This window comes from Hymenobacter sedentarius (assembly GCF_001507645.1).
In the GTDB taxonomy this organism is placed as follows: Bacteria; Bacteroidota; Bacteroidia; order Cytophagales; family Hymenobacteraceae; genus Hymenobacter; species Hymenobacter sedentarius.
Genome location: NZ_CP013909.1, coordinates 3,834,542 through 3,853,904 on the forward strand (window position 1 = coordinate 3,834,542; position 19,363 = coordinate 3,853,904).

General features: G+C 59.2%; 15 protein-coding genes. 3 read left to right on the plus strand and 12 right to left on the minus strand.

What is annotated here, in order from left to right; genetic code table 11:
• Window positions 1-248: 248 nt before the first annotated feature.
• From aroF to AUC43_RS15875, 11 genes are all read right to left on the minus strand, one after another.
• On the minus strand, window positions 249-1,253 hold the full coding sequence (gene aroF, locus AUC43_RS15825) for a 3-deoxy-7-phosphoheptulonate synthase (RefSeq protein ID WP_068195800.1): 1,005 nt from the start codon (window positions 1,251-1,253) through the stop codon (window positions 249-251).
• Between the two features lie 142 nt (window positions 1,254-1,395).
• Window positions 1,396-2,175 carry a tryptophan synthase subunit alpha gene (trpA, locus tag AUC43_RS15830; protein ID WP_068195803.1) on the minus strand — a complete coding sequence of 260 codons (780 nt, stop codon included), beginning with the start codon at window positions 2,173-2,175 and terminating at the stop codon, window positions 1,396-1,398.
• A 27-nt stretch (window positions 2,176-2,202) separates the two neighbouring features.
• Complete coding sequence (gene trpB, locus AUC43_RS15835) at window positions 2,203-3,399, minus strand: tryptophan synthase subunit beta (protein WP_068195806.1); 1,197 nt, start codon at window positions 3,397-3,399, stop codon at window positions 2,203-2,205.
• A 134-nt stretch (window positions 3,400-3,533) separates the two neighbouring features.
• Window positions 3,534-4,271, minus strand: a complete 738-nt coding sequence (locus AUC43_RS15840; protein WP_233254029.1) for a phosphoribosylanthranilate isomerase — start codon at window positions 4,269-4,271, stop codon at window positions 3,534-3,536.
• A gap of 8 nt (window positions 4,272-4,279) precedes the next feature.
• Window positions 4,280-5,104 (minus strand): indole-3-glycerol phosphate synthase TrpC, encoded by an 825-nt coding sequence (gene trpC / locus AUC43_RS15845; protein WP_068195808.1) that lies wholly within the window; start codon window positions 5,102-5,104, stop codon window positions 4,280-4,282.
• A gap of 78 nt (window positions 5,105-5,182) precedes the next feature.
• Window positions 5,183-6,178, minus strand: a complete 996-nt coding sequence (trpD, locus tag AUC43_RS15850; RefSeq protein WP_068195812.1) for an anthranilate phosphoribosyltransferase — start codon at window positions 6,176-6,178, stop codon at window positions 5,183-5,185.
• Between the two features lie 144 nt (window positions 6,179-6,322).
• Complete coding sequence (locus AUC43_RS15855; RefSeq protein ID WP_068195815.1) at window positions 6,323-6,892, minus strand: anthranilate synthase component II; 570 nt, start codon at window positions 6,890-6,892, stop codon at window positions 6,323-6,325.
• A gap of 23 nt (window positions 6,893-6,915) precedes the next feature.
• Window positions 6,916-8,340 carry an anthranilate synthase component I family protein gene (locus AUC43_RS15860; protein WP_068198753.1) on the minus strand — a complete coding sequence of 475 codons (1,425 nt, stop codon included), beginning with the start codon at window positions 8,338-8,340 and terminating at the stop codon, window positions 6,916-6,918.
• Between the two features lie 493 nt (window positions 8,341-8,833).
• Window positions 8,834-10,081 carry an alpha/beta hydrolase gene (locus AUC43_RS15865; RefSeq protein WP_068195816.1) on the minus strand — a complete coding sequence of 416 codons (1,248 nt, stop codon included), beginning with the start codon at window positions 10,079-10,081 and terminating at the stop codon, window positions 8,834-8,836.
• A 14-nt stretch (window positions 10,082-10,095) separates the two neighbouring features.
• Window positions 10,096-10,788, minus strand: a complete 693-nt coding sequence (locus AUC43_RS15870; RefSeq protein WP_068195820.1) for a hypothetical protein — start codon at window positions 10,786-10,788, stop codon at window positions 10,096-10,098.
• A gap of 237 nt (window positions 10,789-11,025) precedes the next feature.
• Complete coding sequence (locus AUC43_RS15875; RefSeq protein ID WP_068195823.1) at window positions 11,026-11,337, minus strand: hypothetical protein; 312 nt, start codon at window positions 11,335-11,337, stop codon at window positions 11,026-11,028.
• Between the two features lie 693 nt (window positions 11,338-12,030).
• On the opposite strand from AUC43_RS15875, the gene AUC43_RS15880 reads away from it, so the two are divergent.
• The 3 genes from AUC43_RS15880 to AUC43_RS15890 all read left to right on the plus strand — a co-directional run bounded on the left by AUC43_RS15880 (window position 12,031) and on the right by AUC43_RS15890 (window position 17,678).
• Entirely contained in the window at window positions 12,031-15,054 is a 3,024-nt protein-coding gene (locus AUC43_RS15880; protein ID WP_071885944.1) for a SusC/RagA family TonB-linked outer membrane protein, read from the plus strand.
• Window positions 15,055-15,066: 12 nt separating this feature from the next.
• On the plus strand, window positions 15,067-16,716 hold the full coding sequence (locus AUC43_RS15885) for a RagB/SusD family nutrient uptake outer membrane protein (RefSeq protein ID WP_068195830.1): 1,650 nt from the start codon (window positions 15,067-15,069) through the stop codon (window positions 16,714-16,716).
• Between the two features lie 191 nt (window positions 16,717-16,907).
• A complete protein-coding gene (locus AUC43_RS15890) occupies window positions 16,908-17,678 on the plus strand; it encodes a SusE domain-containing protein (RefSeq protein WP_068195833.1) in 771 nt (256 codons plus the stop codon).
• A 429-nt stretch (window positions 17,679-18,107) separates the two neighbouring features.
• On the opposite strand, the gene AUC43_RS15895 is transcribed toward AUC43_RS15890, so the two are convergent.
• Window positions 18,108-19,262 carry a T9SS type A sorting domain-containing protein gene (locus tag AUC43_RS15895; RefSeq protein WP_082685131.1) on the minus strand — a complete coding sequence of 385 codons (1,155 nt, stop codon included), beginning with the start codon at window positions 19,260-19,262 and terminating at the stop codon, window positions 18,108-18,110.
• Between the last annotated feature and the right edge of the window lie 101 nt (window positions 19,263-19,363).

Genomic DNA, 19,363 nt, shown 5'->3' on the forward strand with positions numbered 1-19,363 from the left:
TGGGCGAAAAAAAAGCCCGATATCCTGGTGGATTCGGGCTTTTGAAGGTTCTTAGTGAAGGTCTGGCATCATGCCTTGCTCTTCCTTTTCGCCAATAACAGCCCAATCTCCCCCTGTTTGGGGCAAGTCATTAGGTTGGTAATATTGACGTGTTGGTGGCGCATGATTAAGACGAATTTAAGGACGGATTTTAATTATGCAAGGGGCGCCTGAAATTAAATTTAAATAAGCTCAACCGCTAACCACCTCTATTCGAGCTCCCCGCGCAAGGCAAACACGCGCCGCAGGTTTCGCACCAGCTTGGCCGACTCGTCGAAGTTCAGTGTCTGCTGCCCGTCCGACGCCGCGGTTTCGGGCGTTTCGTGGGTTTCGTACACGATGCCGTCAGCGCCGGCCAGCACGCCCGCAAGGGCCATAGCGGGCACATAGTCCCGAATGCCAATGCCGTGCGAAGGGTCCACGATTACCGGCAAGTGGCTCTTCTCTTTCAGGATTGGCACGGCGTTCAAATCAAGGGTATTGCGGCTGGCTGTTTCAAACGTGCGAATGCCCCGCTCGCAGAGAATCAGCTTCTCATTGCCCCCCGAAAACACATATTCGGCCGAAGAAAGCAGCTCCTCGATGGTGCCCGAGATGCCGCGCTTTATCATCACCGGCTTGTCTACCCCGCCCAGCGCATCAAGCAAGTTGAAGTTCTGGGTGTTGCGGGCGCCCACCTGGAACACGTCCACGTAGTCGTGCATCTCCTCGACTTGCGAAACCTGCATCACCTCGGTCACGATTTTGATGCCGCGCGCGCGGGCCATGCTATGGAACAGCTTCAGTCCGTCCATGCCCAGGCCGCGGAACGAGTAAGGCGAAGAGCGGGGCTTGAACACGCCGCCGCGCATCAGCCGCACGCCGTTTTCGAGCAGGTGCGTCATCACTTTTTCCATCTGGGCTTCGCTCTCGATGCTGCAGGGGCCGGCGCACAACGCCAGGGTGCCCTCGCCTATCGTCACGCCGTCGCCGAGGTCGAGCACGGTGGGCTTTACGCGCCACTTGCGGCTCACCAGCTTGTAGTCGTCTGACACGCGGTGCACGTCGCGCACGCCGGGCAGCTGGCCGATGGTGCGGATGTCGAAGTCCTTCTTCCCAATGGCCACCAGGTAGTGCGCGTGCTGGGTAGTGACTTCGGTGGTTTTGTAGCCCTGCTGCTTCAGGTGCTCGGTAATGGCCGGCACTTGGGCAGTTTTCTCAAGTTGAATTATCACGGAGTGAAGAAGTTAATTAGACCGTCATGCTGAGCGCAGCCGAAGCATCTCGCGTGCAGCAGTAATTCAGATGGTTGCAACGAAGCGGGCGAGACGCTTCGGCTGCGCTCAGCATGACGGTCTTTTTTGGTGATTGTAAGGTTTACGCCTGCTTGATGGCTTGCACGAATCGGGCAGCCGTGGCGGGTGCATCGTCGGTGTCTTCTAGCGCGCGGATGAGGGCGGAGCCGATAATGGCGCCGTCGGCGTGGCCGCAGGCACGGTCAAAGCCGGTTTTGTCGGCGATGCCGAATCCGATGAGCCGCGGGGTCTTGAGGTTCATGGCGGCGATGCGCTCAAAGTATTCCTTCTGCGCCTCTACATCGGGCAGCGTGGTGCCGCCGGTGGTGCCGGGCCCCGACACGAGGTAGAGAAACGCATCCGACAAGGCATCGAGCCGGCGAATGCGCGCTTCCGAGGTCTGCGGCGTAATCAGGAACACTGCCTTCAAGCCGTATTTCTGAAACATCGGGTGATACATCTCCTCGTATTCGTCCAGTGGCAAATCCGGCAGAATTAGGCCATCGACACCCACTTCAGCGGCTTTTTTCAGGAAGGCTTCCATGCCAAACTGCAGCACCGGGTTGAGGTAGCCCATGAGCAGCACCGGCGTTTCGGGAATGGCGGCGCGCAACTCCTGTAGTTGCCCAAACAGCACGGGAAGGTTCATGCCATTGGCCAAGGCCGCCGAACTGCTGCGCTGAATGACGGGGCCGTCAGCCAGCGGGTCAGAAAACGGCATGCCGATTTCTAGGATGTCGGCGCCGGCAGATACCAACGCTTTGGCGAGCGGCAGCGTGTCGTGAAGGCTAGGGTAGCCGGCCGTGTAGTACATGTTGAGCAGGTTTTGCTTGCTCGCGAAGGCTTGTTTAATTCGGTCCATCGTAGTTGTGAAGTGGTGGGCCGCGGGCTACACCAGCTTGTCCATGTTCTTGAGGTAGGTTTCCAGGTCCTTGTCGCCGCGGCCGGAGAGGTTTACCACCACCACGTCGTTGGGGCCGGCCCCAATCTGGCCGAGAGCCGCCAGCGCGTGCGCGGTTTCTAGCGCGGGGATGATGCCTTCCAAACGGCTCAATTCACTCACTGCCTTCAGTGCTTCGTCGTCGGTGATGGAAACGAACTGGGCCCGGCCCGAAGCGCCCAGGTGAGCGTGCAGCGGCCCGATGCCCGGGTAATCGAGGCCGGCGCTCAGCGAGTAAGGCTCCGTGATTTGGCCGTGCTCGTCCTGCATCAGCAACGTGCGGCTGCCGTGGATAATACCCGGCGTGCCCAGCACAGATGTAGCTGCTGAGTGCCCAGAATTGATGCCGTGACCGGCTGCTTCCACCGCAATCAGGCGCACGGCAGGTTCGTCCAAGAAATGGTAGAAGGCGCCCGCCGCATTAGAGCCACCGCCCACGCAGGCCACCACAAAATTGGGCAGCTCAGAGCCGGTTTTCTCCAGCAGCTGGGCCCGCATTTCTTCGCTGATAACAGCTTGCAGGCGTGCCACCAAATCGGGGTACGGGTGTGGCCCTACCACTGAACCGATGATGTAGTGCGTGTCGACGGGGTTAGAAATCCAGTCGCGGATGGCCTCGTTGGTGGCATCTTTTAGGGTTTGGCTGCCGCTTTCGGCCCGCCGCACTTCGGCCCCAAGCAGGCGCATTCGGGCTACGTTGGGCGCCTGGCGCTCAATGTCGATGGCCCCCATGTATACCACGCAGGGCAGGCCCATCAGGGCGCAGACGGTGGCCGTGGCCACGCCGTGCTGCCCGGCGCCTGTTTCGGCAATGATGCGCGTTTTGCCCAGGCGCTTGGCCAGCAAAATCTGCCCCACCGTGTTGTTGATTTTGTGGGCACCGGTGTGGCACAGGTCCTCACGTTTAAGAAACACCCGCGTGCCGTAGCGTTCCGACAAGCGCTTGGCTTCGAACAGCGGCGTGGGCCGGCCCACGTAGTCACGCAACAGCTGCTGCAACTCCGCTTGAAAATCCGGGTCGGCCAGGATGTCCAGGTAGCGCGTGCGCAGCTCCTCCACGTTGGGGTAGAGCATTTCGGGGATAAATGCGCCGCCGAATTCGCCGTAGTAGCCGCGGGCCGTGGGTTGCTGATAGGATGGGGTCATGGCAAGTAGTTTTTTTCTCTGAACGTCATGCTGAGCGAAGTCGAAGCATCTCGCTCGGTTCGTTGGGCTGGTTTTATTACTGCTACACGCGAAATGCTTCGACTGCGCTCAGTATGACGTTCTTCTTTAGATTATTAAGTCACTATAGGCCGCAACGCTTTCAGCATCTGCCCAACCCGGGTGGCGTCTTTCACGCCCGGTGCGGTTTCAAAGCCGCTATTCAAATCAACGCCCACCAAACCCGGGAGGCGAAGGTCCGCTAGTTCAGGGGCGTGTTCCAGGCCCAACCCACCGGCCAAGAAATACGGCACAGGCAGGTTGTAGCTCTTCAACAAGTCCCAGTCGAAAACGGCGCCATTGCCGCCCGGGGCCGCGCCTTTGGTATCAAAAAGAAAGAAGTCGCAATGCGGCACGTAAGGCAACAGCGCGGTAAAGTCAACCGCTTTGCCCACCGAGAAAGCCTTCATCACCAGCAGGCCAGCTTCGCTTAATTCTTCGCACTGCGCGGGCGTCTCCTGGCCGTGCAACTGCACCGCAGCCAGCCCAAAACGCTCGGCAGTGGTGACGATGGTTTCAGTTGTTTCGTTCACAAACACGCCTACTTTCCAGATGCTGGCGGGCAAGGCTTGCACCAATTCCGGGGCAAGCGCCTCGCCTACAAAACGCGGCGATGCTGGGGCAAAAATGAAGCCCAGAAAATCCGGAGTCAACACCGCAACCTCAGCGAGCGCCGCGGCGTCCCGCATTCCGCACACCTTCACCAGCAGCCGCGCCGGGGTTGCCGGTTGGGCTGAGGCCTGCGGCCGTGCGCTGGCTTCGGGAAGGCCGGCAGCCTTAGCAACATCAGCGGGTAAGTGGCGGGGCGTTTTCATTGGTTGGGCTAGGAAACAGCAGCCGGTTTGGGCAATGCAGCAATCTCCTGCACGAGGGCGGCGCAAGCGCGCTCTGGGCGGGCGTTGCGCATAAAGGCCTCCCCGAGCAGGAAGCCGCGGTAGCCCACTTCGCGGAGCTGGCCGATGGCCGCCGCACTGGAAATGCCGCTTTCCGACACCTTCACAAACTCGTTCGGGATGGCCGCCGCCAGCTCCAGCGAGGTATCCAGGCTCAGGCTAAAATCGTGCAGGTTGCGGTTATTCACGCCAACCAAATCCACGGCGTCGGCATTGGCCGAGCGGGCCAACTCTTCGCCATCATGTACTTCCAGCAGCACTTCCAGACCCAGCGACTTGGCCAGGCTACCCAGCGTGTTGATTTCTTCGGGCGTGAGCACGGCGGCTATCAGCAACACGGCATCGGCCCCGATGCTTTTGGCTTCCAGAACCTGGTATTCGTTCACCACAAAATCCTTGCGTAGGATGGGGCAGAAATTGAAGCGGCGGGCGGTGGTCAGGTCCTCGTTTTTACCACCGAAAAATTCGGTATCGGTGAGAATGGACAGCGCGGCGGCGCCGGCCTGCATGTAACCCAACGTGGTGCGTTCCACCGGCGCGTACTGGTTTATCCAGCCCTTGGAGGGCGACTTGCGCTTGAATTCGGCGATGAGGCCGCTGCCGTTATCGCGGAGCAAATACTGGCGCAGCGACACGGGCTGCGAGTTGAAGTACAAGCTGCTTTCAAGCAGCTTGACGGGCACCAGCTCGCGGCGGGTGGCCACCTCTTTCCGCTTGTGCGCGACGATGGTTTGAAGAATAGTGGGCTGAGACATGGGTAGGGAAACAGGGAGGCGAAGCTTTTGCTTCGCACAACGTTGATTATTTAAGAAATTGAGCCAGCAGCGCGACCCTTATTTAATACTGAGCATGGTTTCGAACGCGCGCTTCGCGGCCCCGGAATCCAAAGATTCACGGCTTTGGGCTAGGGAATCTTCCCAGCTCAGGCCGGGGCGAGCGCACTGCAGGGCGAGTGCGGCGTTGGCCGTCACCACATTGCGCTGGGCGGGGGTGTTGTTGCCATCCAGCACCTGCTTGAACAGCTCGGCGGCCGCGGCGGCGGTGCTGCCGCCGGCCAGGTCGGTGGTGGTGCAGGTGGCCAGGCCCAGCGTGTCGGGAGTCAGCAGCCGCTCTCCCTCAAACGACGACACCACCTTGGCCGGGCCGGTGAGGGCCAGCTCGTCGTAGCCGTCCAGGGCGTGCACCACGGCGTAGCGGGTGCCGGTGGGCTGCATCAGGTAGTGGTACACGCGCTGCAGCTCCAGGTTGAACACGCCCAGCAGCTGTGCCGCGGGGCGGGCGGGGTTCACCAGCGGGCCCAGGATGTTGAAGAACGTACGCAAGCCCAACTCGCGGCGCACCGGCCCAGCATGCCGCATGGCCGGATGGAAAGCCGGCGCGTGCAAAAAACAGATGCCGGCTTTGTCCAGCTGCCGCCGCAACTGGTCGGAGCTGGCTTCGAAATCATAGCCATGATGCGCCAGTACATTGGAGGCCCCCGAGACCGACGACACGCCAAAGTTGCCGTGCTTGGCCACCTTCACCCCCGCCCCAGCCACCACGAAGCAGGCCAGCGTGGAAATATTGAGCGTGTTTTTGCCGTCGCCACCCGTGCCCACAATGTCGAGCACTTCGTTGGTGCCCAGCTCCGGGTCCCGGCTCAAGTCGAGCAGGGCTTGCCGGAAGCCGGCCAGCTCGGCCACCGTGATAGGCCGCATGCGGTACACCGCCAGAAACGCGGCGGTTTCAGCGGCATTAGCCCCGCCTTCGCCCAGCTGGCGCATGGCAGCATGGGCCTCGGCGTGCGTCAGCGGCTGGTGGTCAAAAAGCTTGTTGAGAATCTGTTTCAAAGCGTGCTACTGTTTCATTTATTAAGACTGTCATGCTAAGCGCAGCCAAAGCATCTCGCGTGCAGCAGTAATCCAGATGATTGCAACGAAGCGGTAGAGATGCTTTGGCTGCGCTCAGCATGACGGCCATTATTGAGCTAAACGTTAGCTCAACCAGTTTTCCAGCATTTTGGCGCCGTGCTCGGTGAGGATGCTTTCGGGGTGGAACTGCACGCCGCGCACATCATATTGCCGGTGACGGAAGGCCAGCACTTCGCCGTTGGCGTCGCGGGCCGTGGTTTCCAACTCCGCGGGCATGGTTTCGGGACGCACGGCCCAGGAGTGGTAGCGGCCTACCTGAAAACGGGGCGGCAGACCGGCAAAAAGCCGCTCGTCGGGCGCCGTTACCTCGGCTTCGTTGGCAACGCCGTGGAGCACGGCGGGCATGTTGTAGAGCGTCGCACCGAAGCTTTCAGCCAGGCCCTGGTGGCCCAGGCACACGCCCAAAATGCGTTTAGTGGGCGCGTAGGTTTTAATGATTTGAGGCATCAGTCCCGCTTCGGCCGGAATGCCGGGACCGGGCGACAGCATGATGGCATCGTAGGCCTCCACCGCTTCGAGGGGCAGCTGGTCGTTGCGCGTTACGGTGAGGTTGGCGCCGTGGCCAAGCTCCCGCAGCAGGTGCACCAGGTTGTAGGTGAAGGAGTCGTAGTTATCGAGAACGAGGATTTTCATGGCGTTGCTATCGTGCTGATTACCTATTGAACATCGGTGGCGGCGCGGAGAGCAGCCCGGAGCGCGCCCAACTTGTGGTGCACCTCTTCTAGTTCCGACTGAACACTCGAGGCGGCTACCACGCCGGCACCGGCCTGGAAATAAAGCTGATTGCCAGTGCTCAAAAACGAGCGAATCATGATGGCGTGGTTGAAGTTGCCATCGAAGCCCAAGTGGCCGATGCAACCGCCATAGTAGCCGCGGGCCGTGGGCTCGAGGCCGTCAATGAGTTGTAAAGCGCGGTGCTTGGGCGCGCCGGAGAGCGTGCCGGCCGGGAAAGTGTCGGCCACCACTTGCAGCGTGTCGGTGCCTTCATCCAGTTCGGCCGTGACGTGGCTCACTAGGTGAATGACGTGCGAGTAAAACTGGATTTCGCGCAGCGTGCGCACTTGCACCTGGCTGCCGTGGCGGGCCAAGTCGTTGCGGGCCAGGTCCACCAGCATCACGTGCTCGGCGTTTTCCTTGGGGTCGGCGGCCAGGCGCTGGGCGGCGGCCGCATCAGCGGCGTCGTCGCCGGTGCGGCGGTACGTTCCGGCAATGGGGTACAGGCTGGCTTCGCGGCCCTGCACCAGCACCTGGGCCTCGGGCGAGGAGCCGAAGATTTTGTAGTCGCCGTAATCGAAGTAGAACAGGTACGGCGAAGGATTGATGGAACGCAGCGCGCGGTACACGTTGAACTCATCGCCGGAAAAACTTTGCTGAAACCGCCGCGAGAGCACAATCTGAAACACGTCGCCGCGCAGGCAGTGGGCCTGGCCTTGCGTCAGGCGCGCCAGAAACTCGGTGTCGGTTTGGTTGCTGGCCTCCTCTCCCACCGTGGCAAAGTTGAACACCGGCACGCTGGGGTTGCGCACCAAGTTTTCAAGGCGGTCGAGGCCGTCGGCTTCGGCTGGTTGGCCGGTTACGCCGTGCTCAAACAAGTAGAGCTCCTGCCGGAAGTGGTTGAAAGCGATGACGTAGCGGTACACGCCGTAGCGAATCAGCGGCACATCGCCGGCCGGCACCTTGTCCGCGTCAAACGTCACGTCCTCGAAGCTCTGCACGGCCTCGTAGCCCATGTAGCCAAACAGCCCGGTGCTGATGAAGGGCATCTTGGCAGCGGCTTCATCGGGGGTAAATGCGGCCGCAAACACCCGCAGTTCGGCCAGGGCTTGGCGGGGTTGGCTCAATTGCTCGCTGGTAGCGCGCCCGTCCGGAAACGACTGGCGCAGCTCGCCACCGCGCCGCAGCTCAAACGTGCCCAATGGCTCGCACACCAGGTAGCTAAAGGCGTTTTGCTGGCCGTGGTAGTCGGCGCTTTCTAGCAGCAGGCAGTTGGAGTACTGGTCGCGCAGGCGCAGGTACAGGCCCACCGGCGTTACGGTATCGGCCAGAAGGCGGCGGTGGCGGGTGGTGAGCTGGTAAGACACGGAGGCGAGTAGGAACAAACGAGGCGAATCGGGTGCCTCAGGGGAGATTTAAAATGCAAAAAACCCGGCTGGTGGGCCGGGCTTTTGTGGTCAAAGGCAAAATCAAAGTTGACTTCACTAGGCGCACAGGCAGTCCGGTCCGATGTTTCGGAACTGCCACCACCAAGCCTGGGAAGTACGATGTGAGGTCATATTGGGAGTGCGCTTCCTGGAAACGCGACGCAAAGATAATGGTACTTTCTTAAAATACCAGTAACATGCATTGATTTTTAATGCGAGGCTGGTAACCTTCTTTTAATTCTGATATTGATTTAGCAAACTGTAGCAGAAATTGAGCTGGAATTATTACCAGCCATCTATTAATAATCGGCTGTCATGCTGAGCCTGCGAAGCATCTTCTCACGCATGCATCGTTCAGCGGTGGTAAGATGCTTCCTTCGTCAGCATGACAAGTGGCTCGCGCAATAGGCGTCGCCGTGCTCTTTATGACACTTTATTTGCTAAGTCCAGCCTTATGAGAAGCAGCCTTACTAGGAGTAGCCTTTCTTGCTGAAGCCTTGGTTTTGGCCGTTGGGCTAAACATGAACTTGTAAGCAACTGGAAACTCCCGGCGCCAGAACCACTCGCGGTGCTGGCCATCGGCCGGGGCGGAAAAAGCTAGATTGGCGGCGGGCACTCCCTGGGCACGCAGTTCATCGCGCCAGGCCTTCATCAGCGGCAGCATGGTTTCCGATTCCTTGGGGCCGCACACGAAATAAAAACGTGCTGTGGAAGCAGCCTTGTGGGTTTTAGCATAAGTTAAGAGAGAGTCGTTGCACACCCAGAAGGCTGGGGAAAACACGCCAACCTCGCCGAATACTTTGGGGTACTTCAAGGCGGCATACACCGATATCAGCCCGCCCAGGCTGGAGCCGGCGATGCCGGTATGGGCTGCGTCGGGCTGGGTGCGGTAGTGGGAGTCCACGTAGGGCTTCAGGGTTTGAGCCAGAAAGTCAACGTACGGGTCGCCCTGGCCACCCTGGTGGGGCTGGTCTTTCAAGGCGGCGCTGGGCCAGGGAATGTATTCGTCGGAGCGAAACTGGTCGCCGTTGTCAACGGCCACTACGATGGCGCCCGTCGCGTCCTGGCCGGCGGCGCGCAGCTTGTCCAGCGTCTCGTCTACGCCCCACTCGCCGCCGAAGCTGGTGGCGTCGTCGAACACGTTCTGGCCATCGTGCATGTATAGCACGGGGTAGCGCTGAGAGGGCTTCTGGGCATAGTCGGCGGGCAGATACACCCATACCCGGCGCTGCCGGCTGAGCTGCGGTATCACGAAGGAATTAGCCAGTACGCGCACCCGGGGGCTGGCCGTATGCACTTTTGGCTTGGCAGCCGCGCCGCTCTGGTCGTCCCAGGCCAACACTTGGTGCGTGACTTCGCGGGCCGAACTCAAATCCGCTTTCCGATTGGCAATCTGCTGGTTTTTGTCGTCTACTTCCACGGCGGCCCAGCTGCCGCGGGTAAACTTGTATTCGGCCGGTCCCGCACTCAGCGGCAGGCTTATTTGATACGTGCCGTCGGCATTCTTTTTCAGCGCAAACCGCGGATTGTGCGGGTTCCAGTTGTTGAAGGAGCCGGCTACGAACAGTGTATCGCTAGCCGGCGTGGTGGCCGGCACCTTGGTGATTTTCAGAATGGCTTGGGCAAACACAGGGCTCAGCCCAAGCACAAGGCTGCTGGTCAGCAGGGCTTTTATAATCATAAATAGCTGGTTTATTATCGAATGGTTTCGCCGCTACCCGCGCCGCGCTCCGCCGAATCCATCTTGCGCAGGGTGTATACGGCACGCACGGAATCGACACCCGGCAGGCCGTTGGATTGAAAATCAAGGAACGAACCTTTCTTCTGGGGACCTTTCACGAAATGGCGGTATTCTTCGGCCGACTCGCGCACCACGTAGAGGATGCCCGATGCCGGCACCTTGAGCCGCGAGTAGAAGCTGCGCCCGTCGCCGGCGGGGCGGCGGGCATCTTCGGCCACGGCGCTGGTGCCCAGCAAGCGGTACTTGGCAAGGTCGCTGCCGGGTAGGGCCAGGTTGCCCAAGCCGTCCACAAACACCTCCCGGCGGGACATCAGGTGCTCAAGGTCCAGGGTTTTCAGCAGGCCCAGGTGTTTCTCGGCCATGATGAGCTGCTGCACCGCCTTGCCCGGAGGCGCCTCCTCGTAATACACCAGCACGGGCTTCTCAAGCTTGACCTTGCCGACATATACGGGCGGTGCGTCGCTTTGGCCTTCGCCGGTCCGCGCGGCTGTAACTGGGCCATATGCGGGCAGCTGCTTGCTCTTCCCTTTTGTCGAGGTGCCTTTCTCTTTTGGAGAAGATTTGCGCGCGCCGGCATGGGACTGGGCCGCGGCAGTGGTCGCGCCGCTGGCCAGCAGCAAAAGTATCAGCAGATGGGGCTTTTTCATCTTCTAAGGAAAAGCCAAATGTAACGAGCAGACATTGGCCTTGCAAGGCCGCTGGCGCACCTGCCACAATGCGGCAGTACCATTGGGGCTGGCACCAGTAGCTCCTCCATTACGGCCCGACACCGATGGGCCGGCGACCACCCGAAATGTGCCGTTTTAGCAGCCCTAAAAACAACAAAAGCCCGGCCGCATATGCTAGCGGCCGGGCTTTTGTAATTATTAAAAACAACCCCCTACTTAGTGCTTGGGCTTGATTTTGGTCTTTCTTGGCTTGTCCTTCACCTTGGTGTTGGCGGGCACGGTTTGCGTGGGGGCTGCAGTGGGCGCCGGGGTCACGGTCGTTGTGGTCGACTCGACGGTGTTCGTCGTTGCCGGCACGGTGGTGGCGGGCGCGGTTGCGCTCTGTACCGGGGTTGCTGGCACGGTGGTAGGTGCGGGCGTGGTGGTCGTGGTTTGCTTGGTGGTGGTAGTGGTGCTGGATTGAGCACTAGCTGAATAGGCACCGGTGGCCAGCAAAGCAGTTAAGACAAGCAGCTTGTTCGTTTTCATAAGTGCAGGCAGGTTCGTTGAAGTGGAAAAGTTGAGCTGGTTTCAGCAATAAGCCAATATAGCTTGGCCTGTTACGGGGCTCAACCAGAAAGAGTTGAGCTAAAGCGGTAGCACCAGCCACTGAAATTCTATCGGACAGGCACTTACCGGGCATTCGCCTGGGTGGCCGACGCCGCTGTGGCATCAGTTCAAGGGGAGTTTCGCCTCCTTGCTCCTGCCGTTTGCCTTCTGCCCTGCGCTCGCTCGAAATAGGCCGGTGCTAGGACGAGTTCTGCTCTCGGCTGAAAAGGCCGCCGTACTATCAATCAGGATTTAGGCGAAGTCAGTAAGCAGAAAACTTGAGCTGAAATGGGCGCCACCCTCCGGCGCCCCCGCCAACTGCAGTCCCAACCCTTTGCAATCCTAATCGTTTGCAGGGGGGCTGCGGCAAGAAAAGCCACTCCGTTAACGTACTTAACTTCCTATTTACAAGCATTTTGTCGCATAAAAATGTGTAAATTATGCCCAGCAATTTAGCTACTGGAGAATGGCCCTGAACAAACTCCCACCGCCCTATATAGCTAGGAAATAGCAGCTTGAAAAAGCCACCTACAAGCTGCTATAATGCCATTTATAGGGTAACTTGCGCCCTCTTTCCGAAAACTTTTTTATTTTTTCCCACCACTCACATTTTTCACCAAATTACCGTTTCCTATGAAACACCATTATCTAGCGAAACTATTGTTTCTGCTATTGTTCGCGGGCTTTGGATTCCCTTCGGGAGCCTTTGCCCAAACTGGCTCCGTAAGCGGCCGGGTTACCGACAGTAAGAACGAAGGCATTCCGGGTGCAACCGTGCTTATCGAAGGGACTTCCCTGGGCAGCTCGTCGGCTGTCGACGGCACTTACAGCATTCAGAACGTACCGGCGGGTCCCCACACCGTGGTTATTTCGTTTGTAGGCTACAATGCTGTTCGCCTGCCAGTGACGGTGACTGCCGGCGCCAACTCCGAGATTTCGGCCAAGATGACTGAAAATACCACTCAGCTTTCCGAAGCCGTGGTAGTAGGTTATGGCACCCAGCGCCGCCAGGACGTGACCGGCGCCGTGGCTACGGTCGACTCCAAGCAGTTTGTGCAGGGCCAGGTAACCAACCCCGAGCAGCTCATTCAGGGCAAGGTGGCCGGTGTTGCCATCACCACGGTCGGCGGTGCCCCGGGCACTGGCACTACCATCCGCATCCGCGGCAACTCCTCGCTCAACGCCAACAGCGACCCGCTGTATGTAATTGACGGCGTGCCGGTAGACAAGGAAGGTATTAGCGGTGCTTCTAACCCACTCTCGCTGATTAACCCCAACGACATCGAGACCTTCACGGTGTTGAAAGACGCCTCGGCTACTGCTATTTACGGCAACCGGGCTTCGGGCGGTGTTATCCTTATCACTACCAAGCGCGGGCTGCAAGGCGAAAAGCTGCACGTTGAACTGAATTCCCAAGTTGGCGTTTCGACTGTGGCGCGCCGCTACGAGCCGCTGAGCGCTGACCAGTTCCGCAGCCTGATTCAACAAAATGGCGCGCCCTCCCAGTATGCTACGCTTGGCACAGCCAATACCAACTGGCAGAATGAGATTTTCCGCACGGCTGGCACCTACGACAATACCGTTAGCCTCACTGGCAGCGTGGCCAAAGTGCCGTTCCGCGTGTCGTACGGCAACCTCTACCAGGAAGGCATCGTCATCACCAACAACCTGAAGCGTAACTCGGGCTCCGTAAGCCTGACGCCCACTCTGCTTGATAAACACTTGCGCATCGACATCAATGCCAAAGGCACGGTGGTAGACAACCGCTTTGTGGACTACGGCACCGTGGCCAACGCCGCGCTGTATGACCCCACGCAGCCGATTACGTCGAGCGAAGGGCGCTTTTCGCGCTATGGCGGCTACTACCAGTTCACCAATTCGGTAGGCCAGCCGCTGGGCAACGCGCCCGGCAACCCGGTGGCCGCGCTCAACAATACCAACGATAACAGCACAGTGAAGCGCCTCATCGGCAACGTGCAGCTCGACTACAAAGTCCACGGCATTGATGGGCTGCGTGCCAACCTCAACCTGGGCCTCGACGCCTCGCGCGGACGCGGTAGCAAAACCATTCAGCCCATCGACTTCGGCAACTATAACAGCGCTCCAGCCGCTGCTACCAACGCTGGCCTGAACGGCCGCTACACCCAGTACGCTCAGGACAAGGACATGCATTTGCTCGAAGCCTACCTGGCTTACGGCAAGCAGCTCGGCGGCACCAAGGTTGACGTGCAGGGCGGCTACGCCTACCAGACCTTCCAGTACCAGGGCCCCAACTTCCTGGACTACCGGTTCAACCGCACCACCAAAGTAAACAAGGCTGATACCCTGCTCCTGCCTCGCTACTATGGCAAGCTCGTGATGCTTTCCTACTTCGGCCGCGCCACGATGAACGTGAAGGACAAGTATCTGGTAACCGCCACCCTCCGCAATGACCGGACCTCGCGTTTCCGTGAGGGCTACCGTAGTGGCTGGTTCCCGGCCCTGGGCCTGGCCTGGCGTGTTAAGAACGAGGATTTCCTGAAAGACAACAACCTGTTTTCCGAGTTGAAGCTGCGCGCCGGCTACGGCCGCACCGGCCAGCAGGACCTCGGCAATGGGTACTATGACACGCAGCCGCGCTACGTATTGAGCGGTGCGTCTACCACGTACCCGCTGGGCAACACCGGCGGCACCGTGCCTAGCTACAGCCCCCAAGGCTACAACGCCGTGCTGACCTGGGAAACCACCAACACCTACAACGCCGGATTGGACCTGGGCTTCCTCGACAACCGCCTCACGGCTACCGTCGACGTGTACCAGCGCACGGCCAGCGACCTGTTGGCCCGCGTGAACTTCTCGGCCGGCTCCAACCTCACCAACCAGCTCGATGCCAACATTGGCTCCTTGCGTAACCGCGGCATCGAAGTAGGCCTGAACTACGGCATCCTGCGCAGCGAAGACCTGACCTGGGATGTGAACCTGAACGGCGCCTACAACGAAAACAAAATCACCGACCTGGGCCAGCAAGCTGAAAACTTCCAGGGCTACAAGGTTGGTGGCATTGGCGGCGGTACCGGCAACACCATCCAGATTCAGGCGGTGGGCCACCCCATCAATTCCTTCTTCACCGCGCAGCAGGTATACGGCGCCAATGGCCGCCCCGTAGAAGGCCTGTACGTGGATAAGAATGGCGACGGCATCATCAACGACGCCGACTACACGTTCTACAAGCAGCCCGCCCCGCTCGTTACACTGGGCTTTAGCTCGAACGTAACGTATAAGAAGCTGTTTGCCGCCTTTACCCTGCGCAGCAACCTCGGCAACTACGTGTACAATGCTAACGCTGCAAACTTTGGCAACTATGCCAACGCCCAAGGCTCCACTCTTTTCGTAAGTAACCTGAGCCCCGACGTTCAGAACACGGGCTTTACCCGCCAGCAGTTGTTCTCGGATTATTACGTGCAGAATGCTTCGTTCCTGCGTTGCGAAAACATCTCGTTGGGCTACAACGTGGGCAAGGTGCTCGGCGCTTCGTCGCTCCGCGTAACGGCCAACGTGCAGAATGCCTTCCTCGTGACCAAGTACAAAGGGGTTGACCCCGAAGTATTCGGCGGCATCGACACCAACTTTTACCCGCGTGCCCGCACCTTCACCCTCGGCCTCGCGCTCGGCATCTAATTCCCACCTCTCATGAAACAAGTATTATCCCGGGGGCTTACGGCCCTCACGCTGAGCACGGCCCTGGTTAGCCTCAGCACGTCTTGCACCAAAGACCTGGACCAGACGCCGAAGTACGAGCTTACGCCCGACAAGGTGTACACTGGCCTGACGGGCTACAAGCAGGTGCTTGCCAAGCTCTACGGCGGCTTTGCGCTCACCGGTTCCTCGGGCCCCGGCTCGGGTGACATCTCGGGCATCGACGCCGGTACTTCGGACTACATCCGCCAGTGGTGGAGTGCCCAGGAGCTGACCACCGACGAAGCCGTAATTGCCTGGAACGACCCGGGCGTGCAGGAGTGGCACAAGATGAACTGGGACGCCAGCGACCCGCTGACCCGGGGCTTCTACAGCCGCCTCTACTACGAAATTGCTATTTGCAACGAGTTTCTCCGCGAAGCCACCGACGACAAGCTCGGCAGCCGCCTGGGCGGCGGCGAGTTGGAGCAAGGCAAGCTGTTCCGGGCCGAGGCCCGGTTCCTACGTGCCGTGGCTTACTCGCACGTTATCGACCTGTTCGGCAATGGCCCCTTCGTGACGGAAAATGACCCCGTGGGTGGCCCGCTGCCCAAGTACGCCACCCGCCAGGAGTTGTACAGCTACGTGGAAAGCGAGCTGCTAGCCCTGACCAAAGACCTGGCCGCACCCCGCACCAACGAGTACGGCCGCGTAGACCAAGCCGCCGCACACGGCATGCTGGCCCGCCTTTACCTGAACGCCGGGGTATACACCGGCACGCCCCAGTACGCCAAAGCCGCCGCCGAAGCCAAAGCCGTAATTGACGCGGGCTATACGCTGAACACCACCCCGGCTACTCCCGTGGCTTCGGCCTACGGCCGCCTGTTTCTGGCCGACAACAACCTGGCCCCGGCCAAAAATGAAATCATCTGGCCCGTTATTTTTGACGCAAACAGCGTGCAGAGCTACGGGGGCACCACGTTCCTCGTGAACGGCTCTACCAGCGGTGCCGACGCTGCGTGGCAGCGCCTCGTGGGCCAAACCACGGGCTGGGGCGGCGTGCGCACGACCAGCGCCCTGTTCGACAAGTTCTTCCTGGCCGGTGGCGACACCGCTCGCGACCGCCGCGGCCGTTTCTACACCAAAGGCCAGACGCTGACCATCAATGACCTCAGCCAGTTTACCCAAGGCCTTGGCGTGCTGAAGTATCGCAACGTTACCTCGGCCGGCACCCCGCAGGGTGGTCCGGGCAACTTCTCCAGCATTGACTTCCCCATGCTGCGTTTGGCCGACATGATGCTCATTTACGCCGAGGCGGCTACCCGCGGCAATGGTGACCGCGCCACTGCCCTGGGCTACGTAAACCAGATTCGTCGTCGTGCCTTCGGCCTGCCCATCGCCACCGCCAGCGCGGTAGCGGACATCACCGATGCCCAGATGACTACCGACTTCATCCTCGACGAGCGCGCCCGCGAGCTGCATTGGGAAGGCACCCGCCGCACGGACCTTATCCGTTACGGCAAGTTCACCGACGCTACGTACCTGTGGCCCTGGAAAGGCGGCGTTGCCAGCGGGAAGAGCGTAGACGCCAAGTACCGGTTGTTCCCCCTGCCGGCTGCTGACCTCACGGCCAACCCGAACTTGAAGCAAAACCCGGGTTACTAAGGCGTTAAGCAAGGAGTTGAGCCAATACGTATTGGCTCAACTCCTTCGCTTTTTTCACTTCATTTGCAGAACGGCCCACCTTTCAGCCCTGCTACGTTAAGGCTTCGAAAACCGACACTTTTACTAAATCCAAAGTGTTGGTGTTGAGAGTATATCCGGACTGCGTACCCCATTTTAATCAAGAAACCATTATGAAAAATTTGCTTACCAAAGTCGCCGCAATGGCGTTTGCTGTGGCAACATTGGCATCCTGCGAAAAGGACGAGGACAAGGTGACCGTCACCCCTTCGGCTACGCCAACCCTTACCGCCTCCACCAACTCGGTGGTGCTGTCCCAGGCCAACAGCACCCAAACCGCTCTCACTTACACCTGGACGCCTGTACAGCTGGCATTGAGCGGTACTGCTTACACCAAGACCCCGGCCGTTACCTACCAGCTGCAATTATCCAAAACGGCTGATGGCTTTGGCTATCCGGTCGTAATCGACGGCGGTACGGGTACCACAAAAGCCGTAACCGTGAGCGACCTGAACACGGCACTGACTACACTGGGCGTGACTGCTGGCACGGCTACCCCTGTCTATGCGCGCGTGGCCGCAGTAGCAGGCACCGATGCTCACAGCTTCGTTTCCAATGCCGTGCCGCTTACGGCGACGGCTTACACGGTGTGCCTGCCTCCGGCTGGCTCGAATAAATGGTCCATCATCGGCCCGGCGGGTGTGGACTGGAACACCGATGTTCCGTTGACTTATAACTGCACCACCAAAACCTTCGATATTACGCGTCAGATGAATGCAGGCGAATTCAAATTCCGCGCCGACAACGCTTGGACGTTGAACTATGGCAGCAGCTCCAGCACGGGCGGTACTATAGTAAAAGACGGCAGCAACATCACCGTTACAAAAGCTGGTACCTACACCATTAAGTTGGATTTGAATAACATGAAGTATTCTATCAATTAGCCAGAACAAGCAGCTTTTTGTTCTTTCGCACGGCGTGAACACCGGTGTGGGAATAAAAGCCTAGCATGTTTTTGCTGACACAAAAAAGCCCTGGCGAGATTCGCCAGGGCTTTTTTATTGAGACATTAGGTAGTTAAGTAAGTCCTGTACCGTTGCCTATCACATTCCTACCTGTGCGAAGTAATCCGCGGCTAACCAACAATGGCTTTAGTTTGAGCCTATGAGAAGACTCAATTTGAGCTAAAGCAAAGCGTGCTAACCTCCCTCACCCGTTATCGATTTAAATAGATAGTTTGCCAATGCCAAGCAAACTGCACAGCTTGCATTAAGAGCAAGGGCCTCTGTTTATGAAGTCCTAGAGAACACAAAAAAGCCCCATCGCTCGTGCGATGGGGCTTTTTACTGCTTGTTAATTATTACGCAAACGGCCTACCGCAGTACGACTTTACTAACTGCTACTTTCTCCCCTACTTGCACCCGCACCAGGTAAGTGCCCGCGGCGAGGTCGGCGGTATCGAAGCGCTTGCTTTGCGCGCCTGCACCTTTCACGCCGCTCTCCACCACGCGAACCGTGCGGCCCAAGAGGTCGTTGAGTTCGATACGAACCGGAGCAGTCGCGGTTTCAACGCGGTACGAAACCGTGGTTGAGCCAGAAGCAGGGTTCGGGAATACGCCAATGGCAACCGATGCTTCGTTGGCGGCCTTGGTGGGGAGTACGGTGCCCGTAGCGGTCAACGAGAGGGTGGCGGCCTGACGGCCCGGTACGTTCGCGAAGTTTACCGTGGGCGCATCCCCCAGGTTGCCGTTGCCCGTGGGGGTAGTGGTGGCCTGCGGGATGTAATCGCTGGACAAGAAACCGCCGTCACCATTGTTCTGCAATACGAATACCTGCAGCGTAGAGGTTGCCAGGGCGCCAATTGCGGCCCGGTCTAGCTCAATTTCCCAACCGTAGGTTCCCGCTCCCCCATAGTCGGTGGTGGTATTGGCAGGAATAGCCCCGGGGTTTGCTGAGAGCTTGCCACCAGTGGCGTTTTTATAAGCAACCCGGGCCGTGGCCAGCATGGGAAAAGCAACATCGGTAGCCAGCATGCTGGCCGTGCCGTCGCCGGCAATGGGCGTTGTGCCGGTCAGGTTTTTGCTGGTGACCGCAGTGGCCGTGTAGGTAGCGCCTTCAATCTTATAGCCGGTGCCGTCGCTACGCAAGGCCAGGGCGAGGTCAACGGGCAGGTCCATTTTGGCTACCATCTTCTCAAATGAGGTACCGGCGGCACCTGCTGGCAACGACGTTCCCACGGGCACGCCGGTGGTGGCGGGCAGGTCCAGGAAGAGCTGAAACGAGTTGCCGTTGGGCTCCACCGTGCCGCCCACAAAGAAGTAGACCTTTGTAGCGGTGCTAGCGGCATATAAGCTAAGCAGTCCGGCATCGCCAAAGCCGCGGGGATTGGTGTACTTGCCAACCAAGACGTAGTTGCCCGAAGTCAGCTCCGCGGTGTTCAGCACTCCGTCGACGGTGACCTGTGCGTGAGCGCCAAAAGTTGCGGCCGACATAAGTCCGGCCGCAGCAAGGGTAAACAGTTTTTTCATGTGGGTTTTTGGGTTGAAAAGTGGTATTCGATACAGATGCGGTTCTTGCGTGCAAAATACAGCATAATTCGCCGGTGCACCATTCAAATGTTATAAAGTAA